The organism is Paracoccus versutus (assembly GCF_000763885.1).
In the GTDB taxonomy this organism is placed as follows: Bacteria; Pseudomonadota; Alphaproteobacteria; order Rhodobacterales; family Rhodobacteraceae; genus Paracoccus; species Paracoccus versutus.
The window spans coordinates 55087-81566 of record NZ_JRKO01000019.1; the positions used below are offsets into that span (position 1 = coordinate 55087).

Sequence of the window (26480 nt, forward strand, 5' to 3'; positions counted from 1 at the left end):
AGGGGAGGAGCAACAGGCCCTGCGGCTGCGCGGGGCCTGTTGTCATTTAGGCCCCGCGGCTGGGATTTCGCCGATTTTCATGCAGATTCAATGCGGTTGCCGCAGCGTTCCCCGCGCGCCGGCAGGGGTCCGGCTTCCCGCGCCGTCCATGGCCGGGCGCGGCTGCAGCGGATCGGGCGTGCGGTTGCGCCGGGCCAGGTCGGGAATCGGTGATTCGGGCATGGCCGGCAGGCCGCTGCCCATCAGGGAACGGAAGGCGGGCTTTCCCGCAGAGGCCGGGCGATTCCTGCGGCCGGCGGCGGGGCCCTTGCCGTGATCTTCGCGTGTCATGTCCCGTCTCGCTTAGAACAAGTCCGCAGCAGTTATGGAGCGGGCGGCGAAAGCGCAAGGCCGTTGACCGGAATGTGAGCCTGCCACGCCGCCGGGATGCGCGGCGTCGCCTCCAGCAGACTTTGCGTATAGGGATGCTGCGGCTGCCCAAGCACCTGGTGGGTGGGGCCGGCCTCGACGATGCGGCCCTTTTCCATCACCAGCACCCGGTCGGTGATCTGGCGGACCACCGACAGGTCGTGGCTGATGAACAGATAGGCCAGCCCGTGGCTGCCCCGCAGCCGCGCCAGCAGGTCCAGCACCTGCGCCCGCACCCGCACGTCCAGCGCGCTGACCGCTTCGTCCAGCACGATCAGCCGCGGCTTGATGATCAGCGCGCGGGCGATGGCGATGCGCTGGCGCTGGCCGCCGGAAAATTCGTGGATGTGCCGGCGCATGGCGTCGCCGGTAATGCCGACCTCGTAAAGCGCCTCGGCCACCTGCTCGCGCCAGTCGCGGGGCAGGCCGGTCAGGTGAAAGGGCTCGGCCACCAGCCGCTCGACCCGCCAGCGCGGATCGAAGCTGCCGAAGGGATCCTGGAACACCACCTGCATCCTGGCGCGCAGCTCCGCGGCCATGGCGCGGCCGGCGCGCACCTCTTGCCCGTCCAGCAGGATGCGGCCGCCCTGCAGCGGGTCGAGCCCCAGGATCGCCCGCGTCAGCGTCGATTTCCCGCAGCCGGATTCGCCGACCAGCCCGACCGATTCCCCGGCATCGAGGCGAAAGCCGACCCCGTCCACCGCCCGCAGGATTTCACGCGGTGCGGCCAGGCCGCGGCGGGGCAGGGGGTATTCGCGCACCGCCCCCTCGACCTGCAGCAGCGGCCGCGGCTGCGCCGGGGGCAGCACCAGCCGCGGCTGGTGGGTCGAGGCGGCGAAAAGCGCGCGGGTATAGGCGTGGCGGCGCTGGCGGAACACCTGCTCGGTCGGGCCTTCCTCGACGATGGTGCCGCGCTGCATGACCGCCACATGGTCGGCGATGCCCGCGACCACCGCAAGGTCGTGGGTGATCAGCAGCAGCGCCATCCCCTCGTCCCGGACCAGCCCCTTGAGCAGGTCGAGGATGCGGGCCTGTGTGGTCACGTCCAGCGCCGTCGTCGGCTCATCGGCGATCAGCAGGTCGGGACGCAGCGCGATGGCCAGGGCGATGGCGACGCGCTGGCGCTGGCCGCCCGACAGCTCGTGCGGGTAAAGCGTCAGCGGAAAGCGCGGCGCGGCCAGGCCGACGCGGTCCAGCCGGTCGCGGGCACGCTCCTGCGCCGTCTTGCGGTCCAGGCCCTGGTGGATGCGCAGCACCTCGGCCACCTGGTCGCCGATGGTCATCAGCGGGTTCAGCGCCGTCATCGGTTCCTGGAAGATCATGCCGATGCGCTTGCCGCGGATGCGGCACAGCTCGCGTTCGGGCAGTTCCAGCAGGTTCTGGCCGTCCAGCTCCACCCGGCCCTCGGCCGCCATGCCCTGGGGCAGCAGGCCCATGATCGCCAGCGCCGCCATGGACTTGCCCGAGCCGCTTTCGCCGACCAGCCCGGTGATCCGGCCCGGCGGCAGCGCCAGGTCGATGCCGCGCAGGATGTCATGCCCGCCGATGCCGACGGCCAGCCTGTCGGTCCTGATCATGGCGACCCGCGCAATCTGGGGTCCAGCGCGTCGCGCAGCCCGTCGCCCAGCAGGTTCAGCCCCAGCACGGTGACGACGATGGCCAGGCCGGGGATGACGGCGACATGCGGGGCCAGCGCCACCATGGTCTGCGCCTCGGCCAGCATCCGGCCCCAGCTGGGCGTCGGCGGCTGCGCGCCAAGGCCGACATAGGACAGCCCCGCCTCTGCCAAAATCCCCAAGCTGAACTGGATGGTGCCCTGCACGATCAAGAGGTTGGCGATATTGGGCAGGATGTGCTGGATGCTGATGCGGCTGGCGCCCTTGCCGGCCACCTGCGCCGCGCGGATATAGTCGAGCGTCCAGATCGGCAGCGCGCCCCCGCGGGTGACGCGGGCAAAGACCGGGATGTTGAAGATCCCGATGGCGATGATCGCGTTCAGCGCCGAGGGCCCCAGCGCCGCGGTGATCAGGATGGCGATGACCAGGCTGGGGAAGGCAAAGACCAGGTCGTTGCCGCGCATGACCACCTCGTCGATCCAGCCGCCCCGCGCTGCGGCGAGCAGGCCCAGCGGCACGCCGAATCCCATGCCGATGCCCACCGCGACCAGCGCCACCGCGATCGAGGTGCGCGCGCCGACCATGATCATCGACAGCATGTCGCGGCCGAAATGGTCGGTGCCCAGCCAATGCTGGCCCGAGGGCGGCAGCAGCTTTTGCGCGATGGCAAGCTGCGTCACGTCGGCCGGCGTCCACAGGAACGAGACCAGCGCCGCGGCCAGCGCCAGCCCGGAAAGCAGCGCGCCCAGGATCAGCGAGGCCCTCATCTGCGCAGCCTCGGGTCGACCAGCGCATAGGACAGGTCCACCAGGAAAGTGACCAGGATCACCGCCGCCACCAGCACCAGCACCGCGCCCTGCACCACGATCAGGTCGCGCTGGGTGATGGCCTGGAAGATCAGCCGGCCAAGGCCGGGCAGGTAGAACACGTTCTCGATGATGATCGCCCCCGCCAGCAGGAAGGAAAACTGCATCCCCATGATGGTCAGCACCGGGATCAGCGCATTGCGCAGCGCGTGGCGCGACAGCGCCTGCCCGGCGCTCAGCCCCTTGGCGCGGGCGGTGCGGATGTAGTCCTGGCCCAGCGTCTCGACCAGGGCCGAGCGCAGCACGCGCGCCAGGATCGCCGCCTGCGGCAGGGCCAGCGCCACGGCGGGCAGCAGCAGCGATTTCAGCGCCGCGGCGGGATGGTCCCAGCCGGGAAAGCCGCCGGCGGGCAGCCAGCGCAGCTTCACCGCGAACAGCAGCACCAGCAGCATGGCGAACCAGAAATTCGGCAGCGCGATGCCGACCTGCGTCGCCGCCATGACCCCGGTGTCGCCCGCCCGGCCGCGCCTTGCGGCGGCGAACATGCCGATGGGCAGGGCGATCAGCACCGCCAGCGCCAGCGCCATCAGCGCCAGCGGCAGCGAGACCTGCATCCGGTCGAGGATCATCCCCGCCACCGGCGTCTTGTAGGTGAAGCTGTGGCCCAGGTCGCCCGCCAGCACGCCCCCCAGCCAATGCAGGTAGCGCAGCGGCAAGGGCAGGTCCAAGCCCATCTGCTGGCGCAGCGCCGCCACCGTCTCGGGCTGGGCGCCGGTGCCCAGCATGAAGCTGGCCGGATCGCCCGGCACCAGCTCGACCACCGAAAAGATCAGCGCCGAGGCCAAAAGCAGGCTCAGGCCAAGCGAGATCAGGCGGCGGATCACATAGCGCAGCATGGGGAAACGCTAGTGCGGCGCCGGGGCGCGGTAAAGCGGCCTTTGCGCTCAGGGCACTTCCAGCTTGCCGATCAGCGGCACGTCGTCGTCCAGGCTGACGGTGTGGCGCTCGATCATGCGGTGGACCACGGGCGGTTCGGTCCCGCGATGCAGCTTGTTCAAGTCCTGGTAGGTCTCGAAATCGGCCTTGGTGCGGCGCAGGTTGTGGCGCACGTATTCGTCCCAGGTGGCGATGTGATAGCTTTCGGTCCAGCGCTCGGGATGTTCCAGGTCGCGCAACAGCGCCCAGTTGCGCGCGCCGTCGCGGCGGCGGATGTTGCGGCGCAAGGCCATCAGCCGCAGGAACTCGGGCACGTCGAGCTGGTCGATCTCATAGTCGATCATCACCATGATCGGCCCCGAGCGGCCGCGCAGGTCCAGCGCCAGCTCGGGCTCGCGAAAGCGGTTCACCGGGTCCAGGTCCAGCGTGCCGAATTCGGGGATGCGCAGCCAATGGCCCAGCACCGCGCCCAGGAACAGCGGCACCGAGGCGGCGATCAGCGCCGTGTTCACGTCGTAATTGTTGGCGACCGAGCCCCAGATCCAGGCCCCCGCCGCCATGCCGCCGAAGACCGCGGTCTGGTAAAGCGCCAGCGCGCGCGCCACCACCCAGCGCGGCGTGGAAAGCTGCACGGTGACGTTGAACAGCGACAGCGCCAGCACCCAGCTGGCCCCGGCGGGCAGCATGGCCAGCGCGTGCAGCCAGGTGCTTTCGGTCAGCGCCAGCATCAGCGCCGAGGCGCCGAAGGCGGCAAAGGCGACGCGGACCACGTTCTCGTTGTCCAGCCGCTCGCGCACCAGCGGGTTGATCAGCGCGCCGGCGATCGCGCCCAGCCCGAAGCAGCCCAGCAGCAGCCCGAACAGCAGCGAGCCCCCGGCGGGGTTCTGCTTGGCCACCAGCGGCAGCAGCGCCATGACCACGATGGCCGAAAAGCCGAACAGCGCCCCGCGCGACAGCACCCGCATCAGGTTCGGCGACAGCGCCACATAGCGCAGGCCCGCGCCCACGGCGGCGACGAAGGGCTCGGGCGTGGTGGTGCGGGGCGGCGTCACCGGATGCCAGCGGATCAGCGCGCCGAGCAGCGGGATATAGCTTGCCGCATTGACCGCGAATGCCGCCGCCGCGCCGAAGGCGGCGGTGATGATCCCGCCCACCGCCGGCCCGACCGAACGCATCAGGTTGAAGCCCACCGAGTTCAGCGACACCGCCGCCGGCAGGTCGTCGCGCGGCACCAGGTCCTGCATGCTGGCCTGCCAGGGCGGGTTGTAGATCGCCTGTCCGACCCCGATCAGGAAGGTCAGCGACAAGAGCAGCAAGGGCGTCATCCAGCCCTGCCAGGTCAGCACCGCCAGCAGCACCGAGACCGCGGCCATGAAGACCTGCGCCCCCAGCAGCAGCGTGCGGCGGTCGAAGATGTCGGCCAGCGCCCCCGAAAGCAGCGCGAACAGCATGATCGGCAACGTGTTCGACGCCTGCACCAGCGCGATCAGCGTCGCCGAATCGGTCAGCTGCGTCATCATCCAGGCCGCGCCCACCGCCTGCACCAACCCGCCGAAGTTCGAGATCAGCGTCGCCGACCACAGCAGTCGGAAGTCGCGGTGGCGGAACGGGGCAAAGGGGCTCTTGCGGGCTGTTGCTGGCATGATCCGAAAAACCTGGGACAATCCGGCCAAGCTTAGGCAGAGCCCCGCCGGGCCGCAATCCGGCCGGCCGATTCTTGCCGTATCGCGGTGATCTTTCGTCTATCCGCAATATGATCGAAGGATATTCGAGAAAATACCGTATATACGATGATTATGTGATGCATGAAGCCTATTTTCCGCCGGAATCGGGATTTCATTTCCGTGCCGGCTGCTATCCTTGCCCTCGACTCGGATTTTGGGGGGTGCGCGACTATGAAGATCATCGTTCTTGGGGCCGGTGTCCTGGGCGTCACGTCGGCCTGGTATCTGGCCAAGGCCGGGCATGAGGTGACGGTGATCGACCGGCAGGACGGGCCGGCGCTGGAGACGAGCTTTGCCAATGCCGGCGAGATCTCGCCCGGCTATTCCTCGCCCTGGGCGGCGCCGGGCGTGCCGCTGAAGGCGCTGAAATGGATGTTCCAGCGCCATGCGCCGCTGGTCATCCAGCCCAGGCTGGACTGGCAGCGGGTTTCCTGGATGGCGCGGATGCTGGGGAACTGCACCTCTTCGGCCTATGCCGTCAACAAGAGCCGCATGGTGCGGCTGGCCGAATACAGCCGCGACTGCCTGGGCGAGCTGCGGGCCGAAACCGGCATCCGCTATGACGAGCGCACGCAGGGCACCTTGCAGGTCTTCCGCAAGCAGCAGCAGCTGGATGCGGCCGGCAAGGACATCGAGGTGCTGCGCGCCGATGGCGTGCCCTTCGAGGTTCTGGACCGCGACGGTTGCGTCGCCGCCGAGCCGGGGCTGGCCGGTTCGGCCGAGCGGATCGTCGGCGGGCTGCGCCTGCCGGGGGACGAGACCGGGGACTGCTTCCTCTTTACCAACCGCCTGGCCGAGATGGCCGTGGCGGCGGGCGTGACCTTCCGCTGGGGCGTCGGCATCGAGGCGCTGGAGGCCGAGGGCGGCCGCATCAGCGCCGTGCGCACCGACAAGGGCCGGCTGACCGCGGATCGCTATGTTCTGGCGCTGGGCTCCTATTCGCCGCGCATGGTGCGGCACCTGGGCCTGAAGCTGCCGGTTTATCCGCTCAAGGGCTATTCGCTGACCATCGACATCCAGGACGAAAGCCGCGCCCCGGTCTCGACGGTGATGGACGAGACCTACAAGGTCGCGATCACCCGCCTGGGCGACCGCATCCGCGTCGGCGGGCTGGCCGAGATCGCCGGCTACGACCTGAGCCTGAATCCGCGGCGCAAGGAAACGCTGGCGAAATCGGTGGGCGAGCTGTTCGGCGGCGCGGGCGATGCGGAAAAGGCGCTGTTCTGGACCGGGCTGCGGCCGATGACGCCGGACGGCACGCCCATCGTCGGCGCGACGCCGATCCCGAACCTTTACCTCAACACCGGGCACGGCACGCTGGGCTGGACCATGTCGGCGGGCTCGGGGCGGCTGATCGCCGACCTGATCTCGGGGCGCAAGCCCGACATCGCGGCCGAGGATCTGGGCTATGCCCGCTACCTGCGCGGCGCCAAGGCCGCGGGCCGGCCGGCGCTGCAACCCGCCCGCGCCTGAAAATCGCGGCAAGCATGGAAAAAGGGGGCCTTCCAAAGGCCCCCTTTCTTGCCGTGCGGCGCGGTGTCAGGCCCGCTTGACGAGGCGCAGCACCACCAGCAGGATCACCGCGCCCAGGGTGGCGAAGATGATCGTGCCGAGGATGGGGGCCGAGGCGCTCATGCCCAGGCCGAGCATCGGGAACAGCCAGCCGGCGATCACGGCGCCCAGGATGCCGATGACGATGTTCATCAGCAGCCCCTCGTCATGGCCCTTGACGATCAGCCCGGCCAGCCAGCCGGCGATCGCCCCGATGATGAGCGTGATGAGCAAGGCGGTCAGGGTCATGAAAAGCTTCCTTTCCTTGCGGGTTTGCGGCGCTTGGCCGATCGGCAAGCCAACGTCGCTGGCCCCGCGCCGGTTCCGAATCCCGCGGATCGGGCCCGGCAGGCGCGGAAAATCGCGCGTTTGGGCAACAGTTCGGTAACGATTGCGCATGTCCGGCGGGTCCAAGGCTTGACGCCGCAGAACCGGAAGGGCTGATAAGGGGTTGCAACTCTTGCCCGCCCTCTGCTCGGGTCGGGCGCGTCATTCGACGCAATCTCACAGCTGCCACCGCCGCGCCCCTGGGCGCGGTGCGCTATGAAGGGAAAAACGATGCGCCTTGTTCCGCTTTTGCTGGTGGTGGGCCTTGGCCTTGCCGCCTGTGCGCCTGCCGCCGAGACCCCGACCCAACCGCCGCCCGATCACGGCGTCTATGGCGCGCGGACCGATACCGGCCCCAACGGCGAGCCGATCGAGATCAACGCCGTCCGCCCCGCCTATCTGACCGAGCGCAACCGCCGCCAGCGCGTGCCCTACAACGGCCCCGAAGGCGCCGGCACCATCGTCGTCGATCCCTATGCGCGCTTCCTTTATCACGTGCTGGGCAATGGCGAGGCCATGCGCTATGGCGTCGCGGTCGGCCAGGCGGGCAAGAACTTCCAGGGCAGCGCAACCATCGGCCGCAAGCATGCCTGGCCCAGCTGGACGCCCACCGCCAACATGGTCCGCACCCAGCCCGAGCTTTACGGCCCGCTCAAGGGCGGGCTGCGCGGCGGGGTGGACAACCCGCTGGGCTCGCGCGCGCTTTATCTCTACAAGGGCGGGCGCGACACCATGTATCGCATCCATGGCACGATGGACCCGTCCTCGATCGGCAAGGCGACCTCGGCCGGCTGCATCCGGCTGTTCAACCAGGACATCATGGACCTGTTCGACGAGATCCCCAGCGGCACCGCGGTCAAGGTCCGCACCCGCGCCGAAAGCCTGGCGCTGGAAGGGCCGCTGGTCGAATTGCCCAACGGCTACCTGGCGCCCGCGGGCGAGGTGCAGACCGCCGAGGCCCAGGCCGCGCAATAACCGCGCCTTCCGGTTCCGACCCCATGCCCGCCCCGGCCGGTCCACGGCCGGGGCGTTCTTTTTCTGGCCAGCGCCGGCCGGGCGTGGCAGATTCCGCCCTGATCCGCCCAGCCTGAAAGGAGAAAGCCCATGGCCAAGCCCGCCGATCCGACCGCCTCCGCCTCGCGCGACCTGGATGCGATTGCCGAGCAGACCCAGACCGCGGCGCTGCGCCTGCTGGATCAGGCCGCGCTGGCCGCCTTGCAGCGCGACCTGCGCGCGATGAAGCAAAGCGAACAGGACGAGGCGGTGCGCAAGGCGCTGGCCCAGGCGATGCGCCGCGCCGCCGCCGAAAAGCGCCGCCGCGCCGAACAGGCCGAGCCCGCCGCGGATGTGGCTGCCGAGCCTGCCGCCCCCGCTTCTGCCGCGCCGTCCAAGTCCCCGCGCCCGGTGCGGCCGCTGCCCGACAAGGCCGAGAGGAAGCGCATCAAGGAGGCCGAGAGGGCCGAGAAGAAGCGGGTGAAGGAGGCCGAGAAGGCCGAGCGCAAGGCGGCGAAACAGGCGGCCAAGGCGGCCGAGAAAGAGGCCGCCCGCGCCGCGCGCAAATCGGCCAGGGCGGCGGAAGCCGGAAAACCCGCCGGGAAGGGCAACGGGCAGGGCGGCAAGGGCAAGGGCAAGAAGGCCCAGTAAGCGCGCAGGCGCGGTTCCCAAGCCGCGCCTTGCCTGCTATTGGACATCCGACCACTCCATCCGGGTTCACCATGCGCCGTCCGGTTCTGGCCCTTACCGCCGCCGTTTCCGCCGCTTTCCTTGCCCTTCCCGCGCAGGCGGCGGAGGACGCGGTCCATGGCCCGCCGCCGCCCCCGGACCAATTGCGCTGCACGGATGACGGCACCTATTGCATTTCGGTCGCCGCCTATGTGCCCGATGTCTGCTCGGCCATCGAGCGGGCGGCGGGGAAGAACGGGCTCGACCCGCATTTCTTCGCCCGGCTGCTGTGGAAGGAAAGCCTGTTCGAGCCGGGCGCGATCAGCCCGGTCGGCGCCATGGGCATCGCGCAATTCATGCCCGGCACCGCCGAGATGGTCGGGCTGGACGATCCCTTCAACCCGGCCAAGGCCATCGAGGCCTCGGCGCGCTACCTGGCGACGCTGACGGCGAGCTTCGGCAATGTCGGCCTGGCCGCGGTGGCCTATAACGGCGGCGAGAACCGCGCCGCGCGCTTCGTCTCGCAAGGGGGCGGCCTGCCCTGGGAGACGCAGGACTATGTCCAGGCGATCACCGGCCAGACCGCCTGGATCTGGCGCGACGATCCGCCCCAGCGGCTGGACGTGCGGCTGGACAAGGAGCGGCCCTTTCGCCAGGCCTGCATCGACCTGGCCAGCGCGCGCAAGCTGCGCGAGTTCCAGACCCCCGACCATCCCTGGCCCTGGGGCGTGATCGTCGCCACCCATCCCAGCCAGTCGGGGGCCAGCGCGCAGGTCGCGCGGCTGAACCGGCAGCTGCGGCCGATCCTGGGCGGCAAGCGCGTGAGCTATGTGCATCGCAAGATCTCGGGCGGGCCGAGGAAGCTTTTCACCGCGCAGATCGGCTATTCCTCGAAGTCCGAGGCCCATGCCTTCTGCAACCGGCTGCGGGGCCTGGGCGGGCGGTGCCTGGTGCTGAAGAACTGAAACGCCGCGCGGGTGGCGGCGTTCCTTGGGTATTTGGGGAACGAAGAAGCCGGACTCGACGCCCCTATTGCGTCCAGTGCACCTGGGTCAGGTCGTTTGCGGGCATCGGGGCGTTTTCCCACAGCCCCTCGATTTCCGCCTTGGCGACGCCGGTCTTCGCCAGCTGGAACAGGAAGGCGTTGGCATGGTCGCCGGCGATGATCTCCTGCGCCTGTTTCAGCAGCGCCGAGCGTTCCGCCGGGTCGGTGGCGGCGTCGAGCCGGGCCATGGTCTCGTCGAAGGCCGGGTTCTGGTAGTTGAAGTAATAATCCTTGCGGGCGTAGATGCCGATGTCCATCGGCTCGACATGGCTGATGATGGTCAGGTCGTAATCGGCGTTCTTGAACACCTGTTCCAGCCATTGCGCCCATTCCATGTTGGTGATCTGGGTCTGGATGCCCACGGCGCGCAATTCGGCCGCCACGATCTCGCCGCCGCGGCGGGCATAGGGCGTCGGCGGCAGGGCGAGGCGCAGGGTCGGGATCTGGGTGCCCGACTCGGCCAGCAGCGTTTTCGCCAGTTCGGGGTCGTATTGCGATTTCGCGGTCAGGTCGACGTAATCGGGATGATGGGGGGCGAAATGCGTGCCGATGGGCGTGCCATAGCCGAACATGGCGCCGTCGATGATTTCCTGGCGGTTGACGGCATGGGCGATGGCCTCGCGTATTTTGGCCTGGGCCAGCGCCGGGTGCTTGTGGTTCATGGCCAGGATCGTCTCGCCCTCGGTGGTGCCGACCAGCACCTTGAAGCGCGGATCGGCCTGCAGCTGCGCCAGGGTTTCCGGGGCGGGATAGATCGGGAAGGCGTCGATGTCGCCCGCCATCATCGCCGCGAAGGCGGCGCTGGGATCGGCGATGAAGCGGAAGGTGGCGGTTTTCAGCGCCGGCTTTTCGCCCCAGTAGCCCTCGAAGGCGTCGAGCCGGATATGGTCGCCCTGCCGCCATTCGCCGAAGCGGAACGGGCCGGTGCCGACGGGCCTGGTGGCGATCCCGGCCACGCTGGCCTCGTCCACCATCACCGCGTCGCCCCAGGCCATCTTGAACGGAAAGCCGCCGTCCGGCGCCTTGAGCGTGACGCGGACGGTCAGCGGGTCCAGGGCCTCGACGGTCTCGATGCCCTCGAACAGGGTTTTCTGGGCGTTGGTGCTGTCGGGCGCGCGGGCGCGGTCGAGCGAGAAGACCACGTCCTGCGCGTCGAAGGCGGCGCCGTCGTGGAAGGTCACGCCGGGGCGCAGGCGGAAGGTGTAGGTCTGGCCGTCGGCGCTGTCCCAGCTTTCGGCCAGGCCGGGCTTGACGCTGCCGTCGGGGGCGATGCGGGTCAGGCCCTCGAAGACATTGGCATAGACCACCTCGTCGATGGCGGCGGCGGCGCCCCCGGTCGGGTCCAGGTTCGGCGGCTCCAGCACCATGGCCAGCGTGATCGAATCCGGCGCCGCCAGCGCCGGCGTGGCCAGAATGGCCGCCAGCGCGGCCGTCTGCATCAGTTTCGCAAGCATCCCCGTCCCCCTTGGGCTGATCCCTGGGCGCAGCTTCCCGGCAAAACGGCCGGCGATCAAGCCCGCCGCTCGGTCAGCTGCTGGGCGAGGCCCGCGAACATCAGCCACAGCGAGCTGAGCAGCAGCCCCCAGCGGGCAAAGCTTTCGGGGTGGAAATCGACCAGCACCGCCCAGACCGAGAACCCCACCCAGGCCACGGTGACGGGTAGCGAGACCAGGCGCCAGCGTTCGGTGCGCATCGGGTGGATGAACTTGAGATTGGTGAACATGGCGATCGCCAGCGCCACGACGATGGCCAGCGTCAGCCAGAAGTCCGGCTTGATCGCGAACAGCACCAGCACCACCATGTTCCAGCAGGCGGGGAAGCCGGCAAAGGAATTGTCGCGGGTCTTCATCCGGGTGTCGGCGAAATAGATCACGCTGCCATAGGTGATGGCGATGATCGCGATCCAGCCGGTCCAGCCCGGCAAAAGCCCCGACATGAACAGCGCATAGGCCGGGATGAAGACATAGGTCAGGTAGTCGATGATCAGGTCCATCAACACGCCGTCATAGGTCGGCCAGTTGGTCTTGACGTGATAGCGCCGCGCCAGCGGGCCGTCGACGCCGTCCACGATCAGCGCAATGACCAGCCAGAAGAACATCTGCGACCATTCGCCCCGGACGGCGGCCAGCAGGGCAAGCATGGACAGCACCGCTCCGGTCGCGGTCAGCAGGTGGACGGTCAGGGCTTTGAGGCGCGGATTCATCCCCTGCTTCTGTCACCGATGGGTCATGATCGCAAGTTCGTGCGGGTCCGTGCCCTGCGCTTTTGCCGCGGGGTGATGCGGGCGGCCGACGGCCCTATGCGGCAAATTCCTCGGCCGCGTAGCCTTGCAGATAGAGCAGCGCGGTCAGGTCGCCGTGGTTGATTCGCAAGCCCACCTGGGCTGCGACCACGGGTTTGGCGTGCAGCGCGACGCCCATGCCGGCCAGCTTGAGCATGTCGAGGTCGTTGGCGCCGTCGCCCACCGCCAGCACGTCGGCGGGGGCCAGGCCGCGGGCGGCGGTGATGTCGCGCAGCGCCTCGACCTTGGCCTCGCGGCCCAGGATCGGCAGGGCGACATGGCCGGTCAGCACGCCTTCCTCGGCCAGGAGCGTGTTGGCGCGATGCTCGTCGAAGCCGAGCGCGCGGGCGACGGGGCCGGTGAAATCGGTGAACCCGCCCGAGACCAGCGCGGCATAGCCGCCCTGCGCATGCATCGTCGCCACCAGCTGCCGGCCGCCGGGGGCCAGGGTGATGCGGCTGTCCAGCACCTCGGCGATGGCCGATTCGCGCAGGCCGGCCAGCAGGCCGACGCGGGCCAGTAGGGCCTCGTGGAAGTTCAGCTCTCCGTTCATGGCGCGGGCGGTGATGGCGGCGACGCGCTCGCCCACGCCGGCGACATCGGCCAGCTCGTCGATGCATTCCTGCTGGATCATGGTCGAATCCATGTCGGCCAGCAGCACCGCCTTGCGCCGGCCGCGCGTGGGCTGGATCGCCAGGTCGAAACCCTCGGCCTGCAGCCGTTCCCATGTCTGCCAGAAATCCGCCGGCTCGGCGGCGAGGGGAAATTCGGCGGCGGTGCCCTGGGCCAGCCAGATGACATGCCCGCCATCCCAGGCGCGGCGCAGGTCGTCGACCAGCGCGGCGGACAGGTCCGCGCGGCTGGGCGCGGCAAGGATGGTGACGGTGAACATGCTGGCCCCCTTGGCGATTGTTTCCGGCAGCACTAGCCAATGCGCCGCGGCGGATCAATCAGTCGGATTCATGCCGAAAAACTGTCGCATGCATGGCTTGCAATTTTTTCTTGCGGGAATCCTTCGGCGGCGCTAAGGCCATCAGCGGGACACGCCGCCCCAACGCGGCGCTTCATAGCTGGAAGGCTAACATCATGGGCAAGACTGCTCCGGCCGCGCGGCCGGCCAATCCGCGCTTTTCCTCGGGCCCCTGCGCCAAGATCCCCAATTTCTCGCTGGACATGCTTGCCGACGCGCCGCTGGGCCGCTCGCATCGGGCCGCCGTGGGCAAGGCCAAGCTGGCCGAGGCCATCGACCTGACCCGCGACGTGCTGGGCGTGCCGGCGGATTACCGCATCGGCATCGTTCCCGCCTCGGACACCGGCGCCGTCGAGATGGCGCTGTGGTCGCTGCTGGGCGCGCGCAAGGCCGAGATGCTGGCCTGGGAAAGCTTCGGCGAGGGCTGGGTCACGGATGTCGTGAAGCAGCTCAAGCTGGATGCGGTGGTCCGCAAGGCCGATTACGGCAAGATCGTGGATTTCGCCCAGGTCGATTTCGACAACGACGTGGTCTTTACCTGGAACGGCACCACCTCGGGCGTGCGGGTGCCGAACGGCGATGCGATCCCCGCGGACCGCGCCGGGCTGACCATCTGCGACGCCACCTCGGCCGCCTTCGCGATGGAGCTGCCTTTCGACAAGCTCGACGTGGTGACCTTCAGCTGGCAGAAGGTGCTGGGCGGCGAGGGCGCGCATGGCGTGCTGATCCTGAGCCCGCGCGCCGTCGAGCGGCTGGAAAGCCATACCCCCGCCTGGCCGCTGCCGAAGATCTTTCGCATGACCAAGGGCGGCAAGCTGATCGAGGGGATCTTCAAGGGCGAGACCATCAACACGCCCTCGATGCTGTGCGTCGAGGACTACCTGGTGGCGCTGAAATGGGCGCAATCCCTCGGCGGCCGCAAGGCGCTGGTCGCCCGCGCCGAGGCCAATGCGAAGGCCGTGCGCGACTTCATCGCCGGCAAGGATTGGATCGCCGACCTGGCCGAGGATCCGGCCACGGCCTCGACCACCTCGGTCTGCCTGAAGTTCACCGATCCGCGGATCCGGGACGGCGCCGCCTTCGCCAAGGCCGTCGCCAAGCGGCTGGAGAAGGAAGGCGTGGCGCTGGATGCCGGCGCCTATCGCGACGCGCCCCCCGGCCTGCGCATCTGGTGCGGCTCGACCGTCGAGACGGCCGATGTCGCGGCGCTGATGCCCTGGATCGAACATGCCTTCGAGGCCGAGATCGAGGCGCAGGCGGAAGTCGCCTGAGCGCGCTGCCGGACCGGGGCGCTGCCCCGGACCCCGGGATATTTGGACACGAAAGAAGCCGAGTTGCAGCGCCTGCGGCGCGCTGCCGGCCCCCGCATATCCAGAGGATAGAGAAATGCCCAAGGTTCTTGTTTCGGACAAGCTTTCGGAAACCGCCGTCCAGATCTTTCGCGACCGCGGCGTCGACGTGGACTACCTGCCGGATGTCGGCAAGGACAAGGAAAAGCTCGCCGAGATCATCGGCCAGTACGACGGGCTGGCCATCCGCTCGGCCACCAAGGTGACGGCGAAGCTGCTGGAGAGTGCCACCAACCTGAAGGTGATCGGCCGCGCCGGGATCGGGGTGGACAATGTCGATATTCCGGCGGCCTCGAAGAAGGGCGTCATCGTGATGAACACGCCCTTCGGCAACTCGGTGACGACGGCGGAGCACGCCATCGCGCTGATGTTCGCCGTGGCGCGGCAATTGCCCGAGGCCAGCGTCTCGACCCATGAGGGCAAGTGGGAGAAGAACCGCTTCATGGGGGTCGAGGTCTTCAACAAGATCCTGGGCGTCATCGGCGCGGGGAACATCGGCTCCATCGTCATCGACCGGGCGCTGGGGCTGAAGATGAAGGTGCTGGCCTATGACCCCTTCCTGTCCGAGGAGCGGGCCAAGGAGTTGGGCGTGAAGAAGGTCGAGCTGGACGAGCTGCTGGCCCGCGCCGATTTCATCACCCTGCACGTGCCGCTGACCGAGAAGACCCGCAACATCCTGTCGCGCGAGAACCTGGAGAAGACCAAGAAGGGCGTGCGCATCGTCAATGCCGCCCGCGGCGGGCTGATCGACGAGGAGGCGCTGGCCGCGCTGCTGAAATCGGGCCATGTCGCCGGCGCCGCGCTGGACGTGTTCGCCACCGAGCCGGCGACCGAGAGCCCGCTGTTCGGCCTGCCGAACGTGGTGGTGACGCCGCACCTGGGCGCCTCGACCACCGAGGCGCAGGAGAACGTCGCCCTGCAGGTCGCCGAGCAGATGTCGGACTACCTGCTGACCGGCGCGGTGCAGAATGCGCTGAACATGCCCTCGGTCACGGCAGAGGAGGCGGCGGTGATGGGGCCCTGGCTGAAGCTGGCCGGGCACCTGGGCGCCTTCATCGGCCAGATGACCGACGAGCCGATCAAGGCGATCAACGTGCTTTACGACGGCGTCGCCTCGGAGATGAACCTCAAGGCGCTGAACGCCGCGGTGATCGCCGGGGTGATGAAGGCCACGAACCCGGACGTGAACATGGTCTCGGCCCCGGTCATGGCGGCCGAGCGCGGAGTGCAGGTGGCGACCACCACCCAGGCCAAGTCGGGCGTCTTCGACGGCTATATCAAGGCCACCGTCGTCACCGACACGCGCGAGCGGTCCATCGCCGGCACCGTGTTCAGCGACGGCAAGCCGCGCTTCATCCAGATCCGCGGCATCAATGTCGATGCCGAGATCGGCGAGCATATGCTTTACACCCGCAACCGCGACGTGCCGGGGGTCATCGGCGCACTGGGCATGACCCTGGGCGACCTGGGCGTGAACATCGCCAATTTCACCCTGGGCCGGACCAAGACCGGGGACGATGCCATCGCCATCCTCTATCTCGACGAGACGCTGAAGCCCGAGGCGCTGGAGGCGCTGCGCGCCACCGGCAAGTTCCTGCAGGTGCGGCCGCTGCAATTCGAGGTTTGAACCTTGCGAACCCCCGGACTAGGCTCCGGGGGTTTTCATTTGCGGGGCTTGCATGCGGACCTATGCCATCGGCGACATTCACGGCCATCTCGACCTGTTGCGCGCGGCGCATGAGTTGATCGCGCGCGACGATGCCGCGCATGGCGGTGGCGGCAGGCTGGTCCATGTCGGCGACCTGCAGGACCGCGGCCCGGATTCGCGCGGCGTGGTCGACTACCTGATGCGCGGGCAGGCCGAGGGGCTGCCCTGGATCGTCCTCAAGGGCAATCACGACCGTTTCCTGCCGCGCTTTGCCTGGCAGCCGGAATGGATCGACCCCGGACTGGCCTCGGGGCGGCACTGGCTCGAGCATCCCTCGCTGGGCGCGGCCGAGACGCTGGCCTCCTACGGCGTCGAGATCCGCGACCCCGCCCGCACCCATGCCGAGGTGCTGCGCGCCGTGCCCGAGGCGCATCTGCGCTGGCTGGACGCGCTGCCGCTGTGGCACCTGGTCCCGCAGGCGCTGTTCGTCCATGCCGGCATCCGCCCCGGCGTCGACCTGGCCCGGCAGACCGAGCACGACCTGGTCTGGATCCGCAAGGGTTTCCTGGACGATGCCAGCGATCACGGCCTGCTGGTGGTGCATGGCCACAGCCCGGTCAAGCAGGTGACGCATTTCGGCAACCGCCTGGCCATCGACACCGGCGCGGCCTATGGCGGGCCGCTGAGCGTGGTCGTCTTCGACGAAACCGGGCTGCATCTGCTGACCGAGGCGGGGCGCGAGCCGATCCCGGCCCCCTGAGCCCGTCTCCCTGAGCCCGGCCCTGTGGCAGGCTTGCCAGGGCACCGGCGGGAAATGTCTCAAATCCCACGCATCCATTGACCCCTTGGCACGAGGGGCCAAATATCAGCCCTATGCGCCATGCGTGGCGTGTCAGGAGGTGAGGCGCCGTGCAGTCCCTGTCCGTCATCTTCCAACTCGCCGGGGCCGTGGCGCTGCTGCTTTTCGGGCTAGGCCTGGTCCGCGACGGGATGGTGCGCGCCTTTGGCATCAGGCTCAAGATGGCGCTGGGACGGGGCACGCGCACCGGGCTGCGGGCCTTCGCCTCGGGGCTGGTGGCGACGCTGGGGCTGCAAAGCTCGACCGCGACGGCGCTGATGACGGCCTCATTCGTGGATCGCGGCATGATCCGGCCGCGCATGGCCCAGATCGTGCTGCTGGGCGCCAACCTGGGCACGGCGCTGACCGCCTGGATCGTCGCCTCGGGGATCGAGGCGCTGGTGCCGATGCTGCTGCTGGCCGGCTATGCCATGCGCCGCCAGTCCCGGCGCGGCTGGTCGGGCGGCGGGCTCGCGCTGATCGGCATCGCGCTGATGCTGCTGTCGCTGGGCCTGCTGGGCCATGCGACCGAGCCCCTGCGCGAATCCGCGGCCATGGCGGCCTTCCTGGCCATGCTGGGCAATGCCTGGCCGGTGGCGCTGGCCATCGCGGCGGGGCTTGCGGTGATCTGCTCGTCCTCGCTGGCGGTGGTGATGCTGGTGCTGTCGCTGGGGATGGAGCCGGCGCTGACCGTGGTGCTGGTGCTGGGCGCCAACCTGGGCGGGGCGATCCCGCCAGTGCTGGCCACGGCCGGGCAGGGCATCGCCGCCCGCCGCGTCGCCCTGGGCAACCTGGTCGTGCGCGCCGTCGGTTGCCTTGTCGCGTTGCCCCTGGCGGGCCAGGCGGCGCAGGTGCTGACCGCCGTGCCCCTGCCGGAAACCGGGCTGGCGGTCGAGGCGCATCTGGCCTTCAACCTGGTGCTGGCCGCGGCGATCTGGCCCTTCTCGGGGCTGGTCACGCGGCTGACCGGGCTGATCCTGCACGAGGATGAGGCGCCGCCGCCGATCGAGGCGCAGCTGCTCGACGGGCAGGCGCTGGACACGCCGGCCGTGGCGCTGGCCCGCGCCAGCCGCGCGGCGCTGGCCATCGGCGACGTGGTCGAACGGATGCTGCAGCAAGCCCACACCGCCTTCGACCGCGGCGACGATGCGCCGCTGGCCGAGGTTTCCGTGCTGGAAGAGCGGGTGGATCGCATGCAGCAGGAGGTGAAGAGCTTTCTTTCCCGCCTGGGCCGCGAGGCGGGCGAGGATCAGCGGCGCCAGGCCATCACCATCCTGGATTACGTCATCAACCTGGAACATGTCGGCGACATCATCGACAAGGGGCTCGGCCCCGAGATCCGCAAGAAGGCGGCGCTGGCCCTGCGCTTTTCCGACGAGGGCTATCGCGAACTCGATGGGCTGTTCCTGATGACCATCGAGAACCTGCGGCTGGCCCAGACCGTCTTCATGACCCGCGACCGCGACCTGGCGCGGCAGCTGATGGAGGAGAAGGTCGAGATCCGCCGGCTGGAGCGCATGTCGGCGCAGCGCCACCTGATGCGGCTGCGCGAGGGGCGGGCGGAGAGCCAGCAGACCTCTTCGCTGCACCTGGACATCCTGCGCGACCTGAAGCGGGTGAATGCGCATATCGTCTCGGTCGCGCATCCGATCCTGGACGAGGCCGACCTGCTGATCGAAAGCCGGCTCAAGCGGGGCTGACGGCCGGATCGGGCGAAGCCATCGGGCTGACGCCGCCGGACCGTTCGCGGGCGCATCGCGGGGTGCGGTCCTGGCGGAAGCCGCTGTCCGGCGAGCCGCGCGGCCCGGACCGGCTGGATGGCCCCCCTTGCCGGGTGGTGGAGATTCATCGGTCGAGCGCGGGAAACCCTTATCCGGCGGGGTGGGCGTTTCGGTGCGCGGCCTTTGGATTTCGTGCGGCGTGTGTCCAGGGATCCCGCGCGGCCGGCACGGGTCAGCCCCGGTCTTGCGCGGGCCGGTTCTCGGGGGCCGGCATGGCGATCCTGCCGGCAGGGGACGGGCGGCTTTTGCGCCGCGCTTTGCCGGGGCGCCGCGGGTGGCGCGATTCGCCCGCGGTGCCGGGCCCATGCCTGGGGGGTGCCGCGGGCAGCGGGGCTTGCGGCGGCGGTGCGGGCTTGCCATGCTTGGTCCGGTTTCGCTGCCCCGGAGAACGAGATGAAGACATGGATTGCCGCCCTGGCGCTGATGGCCGCGCCCGTTTCGGCCGAGGTGGTCGGCAAGGTCGGCGTGGATTGGGTCGGCAACGACATCATCGTCGAGGCCATCGCCGATCCCCAGGTGCAGGGCGTGACCTGCCACCTGGCCTATTTCGACCGCTCGCTGATCGACCGGCTGAGCCAGGGCAACTGGTTCGAGGATCCGTCGAACTCGGCCATCGAATGCAGCCGGACCGGCCCGGTCACGATCGGCGACATCCGCCGGGGGCCGAAGGGCGAGGACGTGTTCAGCGCCTCGCGCTCGCTGATCTTCAAGTCGCTGCGGGTCAAGCGGATCTATGACGAGGAAAACCAGGTGCTGGTCTATCTTGCCCATGCCGATCAGGTGAAGGAAGGCTCGGCCAAGATGTCGATCTCGACCGTGGCGCTGGAGCCGGGCGAGGCCTTGCCGGCCCGGTGAAACTGCGGCATTCGCAGCCCGCAGCCCGCAGCCCGCAGCCCGCAGCCCGCAGCCCGCAGCCCGCAGCCCGCAGCCCGCAGCCCGCAGCCCGCAGCCCGCAGCCCGCAGCCCGCAGCCCGCAGCCCGCAGCCCGCAGCCCGCAGCGCCGGGTTGCGCGGGCCTGGCCGGTGGGGGCCAAGCCGCAGCGCGGGCACGGCCGTCGATAGGGCGGGCACTGTGGCCCGGCGCTGCGTCCCGTCCCGATGCGGAATGTCCCGGCCCTCGCGTCAACGCCAGGGCGGGCAGGTGGTTTGCGGCCCCACAGGTGGACAGCGGCGCCCGGTGGTTGTAAGAGCCGCGCCAAACAGGAACGGTGAGATGCGGATTCCGTCCAAGAGCGCGAAATACAGTCTGGGCCAGGTGGTGCGCCATCGCGAACATCCGTTCCGCGGCGTGGTCTTCGACGTGGACCCGGAGTTTTCCAATACCGAGGAATGGTACGAATCCATCCCCGAGGAATCGCGCCCCTCGCGCAACCAGCCGTTCTATCACCTTTATGCCGAAACTGAGGCGACCTATTACGTCGCCTATGTCTCCGAGCAGAACCTGGTGCCGGATCATTCCGGCTAGCCGCTGGAACATCCCGAGGTGACGGAGATGTTCGGCGAATTCCAGGACGGCCGCTATCCGCTGCAATTCGGCCTGAACTGAGGTCAGGCGTCCGGGGGGGCGGGCGCGGCTTGCGGCCCCGGATCGGCCACCGGAACGACGAAGGCCAGGAAGTTTCGCCGCCCCTCGCGGAAATAGCACAGCGAGGCGGTCAGTTCCTGGATCAGGAACCAGCCGAAGCCGCCCTCGGGCAGCAGCAGGATCGCCTCGGCATCCTGGGGTGGCGGGCCGGTCCAGGGCAGGTCGTGCATGTCGAGGCAGGAGGAGGGCAGCGGCCGGCCGTCATCCGTCACCGCGCAGGCGATGCCGCCGACATGGCGCGCGACGCACAGGTGGATCAGCGGCGCATGCGGCCGGCCGCCCAGGCGCAGCGCCTCGTATCGGGTGCCGTGTTCGCAGATGTTGTTCAGCACCTCGGCCAGCGCCAGTTCCAGCTTGGCGATGACCTCGTCCCCGGCGCTGCCGTCGAACCTTTCGCGCAGGAACAGCAGCGCGGTGCGCACCGTGGCGGGATCGGCGCGGAAGATGCGGTGGAACATCGGTTGGCGGGGTGGCGGGGGCTGGCGAAGCCGCTTTCCGGCCGGTTCGGGCGAAACGCTCATCTTTCGGGGCCTTCGGGGCGCGCGGCGGGGATTTCGGCAGACTTGCGGATTGTCAGCACGGTGTCCATCCGCGTCAGGTGGAACACCCGCTCGACATTCGGGGTCAGCCCGGTCAGCGTCAGCTTTCGCCCCGCGGGCATGGCCTTGTAGATCGCGATTACCGCGCCAAGGCCGGAACTGTCCATGAACTCGACCCCGCGCAGGTCCAGCGTCACCTGCGCGCCGCCGCCGGCGATCATGCCGCGCACGCGGTCCTTGAAGGCGGTGGCAATGGCGGCGTCGAGGCGTTTTTCATCGACGCGGATCGTCAGCCCGTCGGGCTGGGGCAGCAATGTCAGTTGCATTCTGGCTTCCGCTGTTTTCTGTATGCTCGCCCCCGTTCTAGACCGGCAATCGTTACCGGCTGGTAAGCGTCGCACGGATTTTCGCGCCGGAAGACGCGAAAATAGGGCGCATTTTCATGATCCTTGCGACCGGCACCGGCCCGGTCGGGAAAATCCGAGGAAGCGGATCGGGCCCGCCGGTCCGGCCCCCGCCGTTTACGCCTCGCCCTCCAGCATCCCGCGCAGCTCATAGACCAGGTCCAGCGCTTCGCGCGCGCTGATCATGTCGGGGTTGAGGCCGCGCAGGCGGTCCTCGACCGCCGAGGGCTCGGCCTTGGCCGCGGGCGCCGGCGCGGGGGCGGCGCGGAACAGCGGCAGGTCGTCGAGCAGCGCGGCGGGCTTGCCGGTGCCCTGCCGTTCGCCGCTTTCCAGTTGGTGCAGGATGTCGCGGGCGCGCTCGACCACCGCGGGCGGCAGCCCCGCCAGCCGCGCCACCTGCACGCCATAGGAGCGGTCGGCGGCGCCCTTCCTGACCTCGTGCAGGAAGATCACCTCGCCCTCCCATTCGCGCACGGCGACGGTGGCGTTCTCGACGCCGGGCAGGCGGGCCGACAGGCTGGTCATCTCGTGGTAATGCGTGGCGAAGAGCGCGCGGCAGCGGTTGGTGGCGTGCAGATGCTCCATCACCGCCCAGGCGATGGAAAGCCCGTCCCAGGTCGCGGTGCCGCGGCCGATCTCGTCCAGGATCACCAGCGCGTGGTCGTCGGCCTGGTTCAGGATCGCCGCGGTCTCGACCATCTCGACCATGAAGGTGGACCGCCCGCGCGCCAGGTCGTCCGCCGCGCCGACCCGGCTGAAGAGCTGGCTGACCAGCCCGATATGGGCGCGGCGGGCGGGCACGAAGCCCCCGGCCTGCGCCAGGATGGCGATCAGCGCGTTCTGGCGCAGGAAGGTCGATTTGCCGGCCATGTTCGGCCCGGTGAGCAGCCAGATCGCCGGGGTTTCGCCCTCGGTCAGGGCGCAGTCGTTGGCGACGAAAGCCTCGCCCTTGCGCTTGAGCGCACGCTCCACCACCGGATGCCGGCCGCCCTCGATCACGAAGGCGCGGCTGGCGTCGACCTCGGGGCGCACCCAGCCCTCGCCCGAGGCGAGGTCGGCGAAACCGGCGGTCAGGTCGATCTCGGCCAGGGCGCGGGCCGCTTGTCCCACGGGGCCGGCCTGGTCCAGCACGGCGCGGGCCAGGCGGGCGAAGATCTCGCGCTCGATCTCCAGCGCGCGGTCGCGGGCGTTGAGGATGCGGGTCTCCAGCTCGGACAGATCGACCGTGGTGAAGCGGATCTGGTTCGCGGTGGTCTGGCGGTGGATGAAGCGCCCGTTCAGCGGCGGGGCCAGCATCCGCTCGGCATGGGTCGAGGTGGTCTCGATGAAATAGCCCAGCACGTTGTTGTGCTTGATCTTGAGGCTCTGGACGCCGGTCTCGGCGATGTAATCGGCCTGCATCCGGGCGATGACGCCGCGGCCCTCGTCGCGCAGGCGGCGGGTCTCGTCCAGGTCGTCGTCATAGCCCGGCGCAACGAAGCCACCGTCGCGGGCGAGCAGGGGCGGCTCGGCCACCAGCGCCTCGTCGAGCAGGTCGATCAGCGCGTCATGGCCGGTCAGGTCGCGCGCCGCCTCGGCCAGCACGGCGATCTGGTCGCAGCCCAGCATGGCGGCGATGGCCGCGCCCTGCGTCAGCCCGGCGCGGATCGCGGCCAGGTCGCGCGGCCCGCCCCGCTCCAGCGCCAGCCGCGACAGCGCCCGGTCCATGTCGGGGGCGCGCGACAGCGCCTCGCGCAGGTCGGCGGTCAGGCGCGGGTCGTCCACCAGATGCGCGACCGCGGCCTGGCGGGCGTGGATTTCGCCCAGGTCGCGCGATGGTGCGCTGATGCGGCGTTCCAAGAGCCGCGCGCCCCCCGCCGTCACCGTGCGGTCGATGGCGGCCAGCAGCGACCCCTCGCGCCCGCCCGACAGCGCCTGGGTCAGTTCCAGGTTGCGGCGGGTGGCGGCGTCGATCTGCATGGCGCCGCCAAGCGCCTCGCGCACCGGCGGGCGGATCAGCGGCATCCGGCCCTTTTGCGTCAGCTCCAGGTAGTCGGCGATGGCGCCCATGGCGGCCAGTTCGGCGCGGGAAAACTGGCCGAAGCCGTCCAGCGTCTCGACCTGGAACAGCGCGCAGAGCCGGCGCGTGCCGGCGGCGCTGTCAAAGCTCATCGCCGGCAGTTCGGTCAGCGCCGCGCCTGCCTCGGCGGCGGTCTCGTCCAGCCGCGAACCCTCGGCGGCCAGCAGCTCGCGCGGGGCATGGCGGGCGAGTTCGGGGGCCAGCCGCGCCGGCGGGCAGGGCATGACGCGGAAAGCGCCGGTGGAAATATCGACCCAGGCCAGCGCCGATTCCTCGCGCACCGTGGCGAAGCTGGCCAGGAAATTGTGCCGCCGCGCCTCGAGCAGCGATTCCTCGGTCAGGGTGCCGGGGGTGACCAGGCGGACCACGTCGCGGGCGACCACGGATTTCGAGCCGCGCTTCCTGGCCTCGGCCGGGTCTTCCATCTGCTCGGCGATGGCGACGCGGAAGCCCTTGCGGATCAGCGTCAGCAGGTAGGACTCAGCGGCATGGACCGGCACGCCGCACATCGGGATCGGCTCGCCCAGATGCGTGCCGCGCTTGGTCAGCGCGATGTCGAGCGCGGCGGCGGCGGCCACCGCGTCCTCGAAGAACATCTCGTAGAAATCGCCCATGCGATAGAACAGCAGCGCGCCGGGGTTGGCGTCGCGGATCGCAAGATACTGCGCCATCATCGGGGTGGGTTGGTCGCTCATGTCCAGCCTTGTCGCCTGCGGTCCCGTTCTTCTAGGGGATGCGCGGGCCGATGCAAACAGGATGCGGGCAAGTTGCGCCGGTGACGCAAGAATCCCGGTGACAGCCGCCTTTTGTTGCGGCATCGTCTGGCGGAAAACAGTCTTTGGGGCGAGGCGATGAAATCGTTGATTCTGGGCGCAATCATGCTGCCATTGGCGGGCGTGGCCGTCGCGGCCTGCCCGGATGTCTCGTTGATGCAGAATGCCGCGCGCGGCTGGATCGCCGGCCAGCGCCTGCCCGACCCCCTGGTGCGCACGCTTGAGGAGGGGGCCTGCGCCTATGCCAGCTTCCGCAGCGTGCTGGAGGCCGAACTGGGCGCCCCGGTGGGGGTGAAGGTCGGCTTCACCTCGAAGCCGGTGCAGGAACGCTTCGGCGTGACCGAGCCGGTGGCGGGCGCGCTGTTTGCGCCCATGCTGCTGCCGGACGGGGCGCGGCTGAGCCTTGCGGGCAGCCGCGAGCCGTTCTTCGAGGCCGACCTGGTCGTGACCGTGGGCAGTTCCGCCATCATGCAGGCCCGCACCCGCGAAGAGGTGGCGGCCGCGCTTCGGGACGTGCGGCCCTTCATCGAGCTGCCCGACCTGGCGCTGCAAAAGGACGTGATGCCGACCGGGCCCCTGATGGTGGCCTATGGCGTGACGCCTTGGCGCGGCGTGCTGGGCCGCGGCATCCCGATTTCGGATCTGCGCGATCCGGTCGCCGACCTGGCGGCGCTGACGGTGAACCTGAAGCTCGACGGCAAGAGCGTCGCGACCGGTTCGGGCGAGATGCTGCTGGGCCATCCGCTGGACGTGGTGCTGTGGCTGGTCCAGCAGGGCGGCTATGAGCTGAAGCCGGGCTCGGTGATCTCGCTGGGCTCGCTGGGCGGCCTGCATCCTGCCCGGCCCGGCCACCGGATCGAGGCCGAATATCGCATCGGCGGCCGGGCCATGAAGGTGGGGCTGGCGCTGGTGCCCTGACCGGGCGGCTAGGGTAGGCTGGAAAAAACCTTTGCCAACAGGGGAGTTCCGTCGCAAGACTGTCACGGGGGGCCGCTAGGTGGCATCCAGCCGCCTATGGGGCGTGTTCTGGAACGGAGTTGACCAATGACCATTCAATCGACCGCGGCGGGGCTGGCCGCGCTGAGCCTGCTGGCGGGTGCGGGTGTCGCCTCGGCGCAGGATCTGGCGGCGCTGGAAGAGGCCGCCAAGGCCGAGGGCATGCTGACCACCATCGCCCTGCCGCATGACTGGTGCAACTATGGCGGCGTGATCGAGGGCTTCAAGGCGAAATACCCCGAGATCCAGGTCAACGAGCTGAACCCCGACGCGGGCTCGGCCGACGAGCTGGAGGCGATCCGCGCCAACAAGGACAACAAGGGCCCGCAGGCGCCCGACGTGATCGACGTGGGCCTGTCCTTCGGCCCGCAGGCCAAGGCCGAGGGGCTGATCCAGCCCTACAAGGTCGCGACCTGGGACACGATCCCGGACGATGCCAAGGACGCCGAGGGCTATTGGTATGGCGATTATTACGGCGTGATGGCCTTTGGCGTGAACAGCGACCTGATCGACGCGGCGCCGAAAAGCTGGAAAGACCTGACCAAGCCGGAATACGCCAACGCCTTTGCGCTGGCGGGCGATCCGCGCGCCTCGGCCCAGGCGATCATCTCGGTCATGGCGGCCGGCATCGCGAATGGCGGCGAGCCGGGCGAGGCCTCGGGCCAGAAGGGCATGGAACTGATGGCCGAGGTGAACAAGGCCGGCAATTTCGTCCCCGTCATCGGCAAGTCGGCGACCATCGCCCAGGGCGCGACGCCGATCGTCACCGCCTGGGACTACAACCTGCTGTCCTGGCGCGACGGCCTGAACGGCAACCCGCCGGTCGAGGTGGTGATCCCCGAGGACGGCGTGGTCGCGGGCGTCTATGTCCAGGCGATCTCGGCCTATGCGCCGCATCCGAACGCGGCCAAGCTGTGGATGGAATACCTGTATTCGGACGAGGGCCAGCTGGGCTGGCTGAAAGGCTATTGCCACCCGATCCGCTTCAACGACCTGGTTGCGGGCGGCAAGGTGCCGCAGGAGCTGCTGGACGCGCTGCCCCCGGCGGACGCCTATGAAAAGGCGATCTTCCCGACGCTGGAGCAGCAGGAGGCCAACAAGAAGGTCGTGACCGAGGGCTGGGACGCCACCGTCGGCGCGGCGGTCCAGGAATAAGGCGCGGCGGCCCCGCCCGCACCGGCGG

The 26480-nt window shown here is 69.3% G+C and carries 22 protein-coding genes and 1 pseudogene; 12 read left to right on the plus strand and 11 right to left on the minus strand.

Annotated features, from left to right (window positions below):
* Nucleotides 1–362: 362 nt before the first annotated feature.
* Genes IT40_RS10405 through IT40_RS10420 form a run of 4 tightly spaced genes read right to left on the minus strand, consistent with a single transcriptional unit; the run spans nt 363 to nt 5409 of the window.
* On the minus strand, nt 363–1985 hold the full coding sequence (locus tag IT40_RS10405; RefSeq protein ID WP_036754228.1) for an ABC transporter ATP-binding protein: 1623 nt from the start codon (nt 1983–1985) through the stop codon (nt 363–365).
* Nucleotides 1982–2791 (minus strand): ABC transporter permease, encoded by an 810-nt coding sequence (locus tag IT40_RS10410; protein ID WP_036754231.1) that lies wholly within the window; start codon nt 2789–2791, stop codon nt 1982–1984. Before IT40_RS10410 ends, IT40_RS10405 begins: the two co-directional genes overlap by 4 nt.
* Entirely contained in the window at nt 2788–3726 is a 939-nt protein-coding gene (locus IT40_RS10415) for an ABC transporter permease (RefSeq protein WP_036754233.1), read from the minus strand. Before IT40_RS10415 ends, IT40_RS10410 begins: the two co-directional genes overlap by 4 nt.
* Before the next feature lie 48 nt (nt 3727–3774).
* A complete protein-coding gene (locus IT40_RS10420) occupies nt 3775–5409 on the minus strand; it encodes an MFS transporter (protein WP_036754237.1) in 1635 nt (544 codons plus the stop codon).
* 252 nt (nt 5410–5661) lie between these two features.
* Here IT40_RS10420 and IT40_RS10425 point away from each other — a divergent pair, with 252 nt between their 5' ends.
* The gene (locus IT40_RS10425) at nt 5662–6963 is read left to right on the plus strand and encodes a D-amino acid dehydrogenase (RefSeq protein ID WP_036754241.1); all 1302 of its coding nucleotides are present in this window, start codon (nt 5662–5664) and stop codon (nt 6961–6963) included.
* A 66-nt stretch (nt 6964–7029) separates the two neighbouring features.
* Here IT40_RS10425 and IT40_RS10430 read toward each other — a convergent pair whose 3' ends face one another.
* Nucleotides 7030–7290 carry a GlsB/YeaQ/YmgE family stress response membrane protein gene (locus IT40_RS10430; RefSeq protein ID WP_036754307.1) on the minus strand — a complete coding sequence of 87 codons (261 nt, stop codon included), beginning with the start codon at nt 7288–7290 and terminating at the stop codon, nt 7030–7032.
* 309 nt (nt 7291–7599) lie between these two features.
* Here IT40_RS10430 and IT40_RS10435 point away from each other — a divergent pair, with 309 nt between their 5' ends.
* The 3 genes from IT40_RS10435 to IT40_RS10445 all read left to right on the plus strand — a co-directional run bounded on the left by IT40_RS10435 (nt 7600) and on the right by IT40_RS10445 (nt 9995).
* Complete coding sequence (locus tag IT40_RS10435; protein ID WP_036754309.1) at nt 7600–8343, plus strand: L,D-transpeptidase; 744 nt, start codon at nt 7600–7602, stop codon at nt 8341–8343.
* Nucleotides 8344–8472: 129 nt separating this feature from the next.
* Complete coding sequence (locus IT40_RS10440) at nt 8473–9012, plus strand: hypothetical protein (protein ID WP_036754248.1); 540 nt, start codon at nt 8473–8475, stop codon at nt 9010–9012.
* A gap of 71 nt (nt 9013–9083) precedes the next feature.
* The gene (locus IT40_RS10445) at nt 9084–9995 is read left to right on the plus strand and encodes a lytic transglycosylase domain-containing protein (RefSeq protein ID WP_036754252.1); all 912 of its coding nucleotides are present in this window, start codon (nt 9084–9086) and stop codon (nt 9993–9995) included.
* A 64-nt stretch (nt 9996–10059) separates the two neighbouring features.
* Here the strand turns inward: IT40_RS10445 and IT40_RS10450 are convergent, their stop codons facing one another.
* The 3 genes from IT40_RS10450 to serB form a co-directional block, all read right to left on the minus strand.
* A complete protein-coding gene (locus IT40_RS10450) occupies nt 10060–11529 on the minus strand; it encodes an ABC transporter substrate-binding protein (RefSeq protein WP_036754255.1) in 1470 nt (489 codons plus the stop codon).
* 56 nt (nt 11530–11585) lie between these two features.
* Nucleotides 11586–12278, minus strand: coding sequence for a CDP-alcohol phosphatidyltransferase family protein (locus IT40_RS10455; RefSeq protein ID WP_036754257.1), 693 nt, complete (start codon nt 12276–12278; stop codon nt 11586–11588).
* 94 nt (nt 12279–12372) lie between these two features.
* Nucleotides 12373–13248 carry a phosphoserine phosphatase SerB gene (gene serB / locus IT40_RS10460; protein ID WP_036754311.1) on the minus strand — a complete coding sequence of 292 codons (876 nt, stop codon included), beginning with the start codon at nt 13246–13248 and terminating at the stop codon, nt 12373–12375.
* Nucleotides 13249–13442: 194 nt separating this feature from the next.
* On the opposite strand from serB, the gene IT40_RS10465 reads away from it, so the two are divergent.
* The 6 genes and pseudogenes from IT40_RS10465 to hspQ all read left to right on the plus strand — a co-directional run bounded on the left by IT40_RS10465 (nt 13443) and on the right by hspQ (nt 20487).
* Nucleotides 13443–14597, plus strand: a complete 1155-nt coding sequence (locus IT40_RS10465) for a phosphoserine transaminase (protein ID WP_036754314.1) — start codon at nt 13443–13445, stop codon at nt 14595–14597.
* A 115-nt stretch (nt 14598–14712) separates the two neighbouring features.
* Nucleotides 14713–16302, plus strand: coding sequence for a phosphoglycerate dehydrogenase (serA, locus tag IT40_RS10470; RefSeq protein WP_036754259.1), 1590 nt, complete (start codon nt 14713–14715; stop codon nt 16300–16302).
* A gap of 52 nt (nt 16303–16354) precedes the next feature.
* Nucleotides 16355–17083: a metallophosphoesterase gene (locus IT40_RS10475; protein WP_036754262.1), complete on the plus strand. Its 729-nt coding sequence runs from the start codon at nt 16355–16357 to the stop codon at nt 17081–17083.
* Nucleotides 17084–17232: 149 nt separating this feature from the next.
* Nucleotides 17233–18861 (plus strand): Na/Pi cotransporter family protein, encoded by a 1629-nt coding sequence (locus IT40_RS10480; protein ID WP_036754265.1) that lies wholly within the window; start codon nt 17233–17235, stop codon nt 18859–18861.
* 474 nt (nt 18862–19335) lie between these two features.
* Nucleotides 19336–19797, plus strand: coding sequence for a CreA family protein (locus IT40_RS10485; protein WP_036754268.1), 462 nt, complete (start codon nt 19336–19338; stop codon nt 19795–19797).
* A 357-nt stretch (nt 19798–20154) separates the two neighbouring features.
* Nucleotides 20155–20487, plus strand: a pseudogene (gene hspQ, locus IT40_RS10490) (heat shock protein HspQ).
* A gap of 2 nt (nt 20488–20489) precedes the next feature.
* On the opposite strand, the gene IT40_RS10495 reads toward hspQ, so the two are convergent.
* From IT40_RS10495 to mutS, 3 genes are all read right to left on the minus strand, one after another.
* On the minus strand, nt 20490–21047 hold the full coding sequence (locus IT40_RS10495; RefSeq protein ID WP_036754270.1) for an ATP-binding protein: 558 nt from the start codon (nt 21045–21047) through the stop codon (nt 20490–20492).
* A complete protein-coding gene (locus IT40_RS10500; protein ID WP_036754272.1) occupies nt 21044–21391 on the minus strand; it encodes an STAS domain-containing protein in 348 nt (115 codons plus the stop codon). Before IT40_RS10500 ends, IT40_RS10495 begins: the two co-directional genes overlap by 4 nt.
* Nucleotides 21392–21586: 195 nt before the next feature.
* On the minus strand, nt 21587–24223 hold the full coding sequence (mutS, locus tag IT40_RS10505) for a DNA mismatch repair protein MutS (protein ID WP_036754275.1): 2637 nt from the start codon (nt 24221–24223) through the stop codon (nt 21587–21589).
* Between the two features lie 156 nt (nt 24224–24379).
* On the opposite strand from mutS, the gene IT40_RS10510 reads away from it, so the two are divergent.
* Both IT40_RS10510 and IT40_RS10515 read left to right on the plus strand, forming a co-directional pair.
* Complete coding sequence (locus IT40_RS10510; RefSeq protein ID WP_036754277.1) at nt 24380–25219, plus strand: 2-keto-4-pentenoate hydratase; 840 nt, start codon at nt 24380–24382, stop codon at nt 25217–25219.
* A gap of 126 nt (nt 25220–25345) precedes the next feature.
* Nucleotides 25346–26452 carry an ABC transporter substrate-binding protein gene (locus tag IT40_RS10515; RefSeq protein WP_036754279.1) on the plus strand — a complete coding sequence of 369 codons (1107 nt, stop codon included), beginning with the start codon at nt 25346–25348 and terminating at the stop codon, nt 26450–26452.
* Nucleotides 26453–26480: the final 28 nt, after the last annotated feature.

What these genes read in the sequence shown, in the direction of transcription:
- IT40_RS10510 (WP_036754277.1), top strand. Translation starts at nt 24,380, where the DNA reads ATGAAATCGTTGATTCTGGGCGCAATCATGCTGCCATTGGCGGGCGTG.
- IT40_RS10485 (WP_036754268.1), top strand. Translation starts at nt 19,336, where the DNA reads ATGAAGACATGGATTGCCGCCCTGGCGCTGATGGCCGCGCCCGTTTCG.
- IT40_RS10500 (WP_036754272.1), bottom strand. Translation starts at nt 21,391, where the DNA reads ATGCAACTGACATTGCTGCCCCAGCCCGACGGGCTGACGATCCGCGTC.
- IT40_RS10515 (WP_036754279.1), top strand. Translation starts at nt 25,346, where the DNA reads ATGACCATTCAATCGACCGCGGCGGGGCTGGCCGCGCTGAGCCTGCTG.
- IT40_RS10435 (WP_036754309.1), top strand. Translation starts at nt 7,600, where the DNA reads ATGCGCCTTGTTCCGCTTTTGCTGGTGGTGGGCCTTGGCCTTGCCGCC.
- serA (WP_036754259.1), top strand. Translation starts at nt 14,713, where the DNA reads ATGCCCAAGGTTCTTGTTTCGGACAAGCTTTCGGAAACCGCCGTCCAG.
- IT40_RS10430 (WP_036754307.1), bottom strand. Translation starts at nt 7,290, where the DNA reads ATGACCCTGACCGCCTTGCTCATCACGCTCATCATCGGGGCGATCGCC.
- IT40_RS10415 (WP_036754233.1), bottom strand. Translation starts at nt 3,726, where the DNA reads ATGCTGCGCTATGTGATCCGCCGCCTGATCTCGCTTGGCCTGAGCCTG.
- IT40_RS10410 (WP_036754231.1), bottom strand. Translation starts at nt 2,791, where the DNA reads ATGAGGGCCTCGCTGATCCTGGGCGCGCTGCTTTCCGGGCTGGCGCTG.
- IT40_RS10420 (WP_036754237.1), bottom strand. Translation starts at nt 5,409, where the DNA reads ATGCCAGCAACAGCCCGCAAGAGCCCCTTTGCCCCGTTCCGCCACCGC.
- IT40_RS10425 (WP_036754241.1), top strand. Translation starts at nt 5,662, where the DNA reads ATGAAGATCATCGTTCTTGGGGCCGGTGTCCTGGGCGTCACGTCGGCC.
- IT40_RS10495 (WP_036754270.1), bottom strand. Translation starts at nt 21,047, where the DNA reads ATGAGCGTTTCGCCCGAACCGGCCGGAAAGCGGCTTCGCCAGCCCCCG.
- IT40_RS10465 (WP_036754314.1), top strand. Translation starts at nt 13,443, where the DNA reads ATGGGCAAGACTGCTCCGGCCGCGCGGCCGGCCAATCCGCGCTTTTCC.
- IT40_RS10445 (WP_036754252.1), top strand. Translation starts at nt 9,084, where the DNA reads ATGCGCCGTCCGGTTCTGGCCCTTACCGCCGCCGTTTCCGCCGCTTTC.
- IT40_RS10405 (WP_036754228.1), bottom strand. Translation starts at nt 1,985, where the DNA reads ATGATCAGGACCGACAGGCTGGCCGTCGGCATCGGCGGGCATGACATC.
- mutS (WP_036754275.1), bottom strand. Translation starts at nt 24,223, where the DNA reads ATGAGCGACCAACCCACCCCGATGATGGCGCAGTATCTTGCGATCCGC.
- IT40_RS10450 (WP_036754255.1), bottom strand. Translation starts at nt 11,529, where the DNA reads ATGCTTGCGAAACTGATGCAGACGGCCGCGCTGGCGGCCATTCTGGCC.
- serB (WP_036754311.1), bottom strand. Translation starts at nt 13,248, where the DNA reads ATGTTCACCGTCACCATCCTTGCCGCGCCCAGCCGCGCGGACCTGTCC.
- IT40_RS10475 (WP_036754262.1), top strand. Translation starts at nt 16,355, where the DNA reads ATGCGGACCTATGCCATCGGCGACATTCACGGCCATCTCGACCTGTTG.
- IT40_RS10455 (WP_036754257.1), bottom strand. Translation starts at nt 12,278, where the DNA reads ATGAATCCGCGCCTCAAAGCCCTGACCGTCCACCTGCTGACCGCGACC.
- IT40_RS10440 (WP_036754248.1), top strand. Translation starts at nt 8,473, where the DNA reads ATGGCCAAGCCCGCCGATCCGACCGCCTCCGCCTCGCGCGACCTGGAT.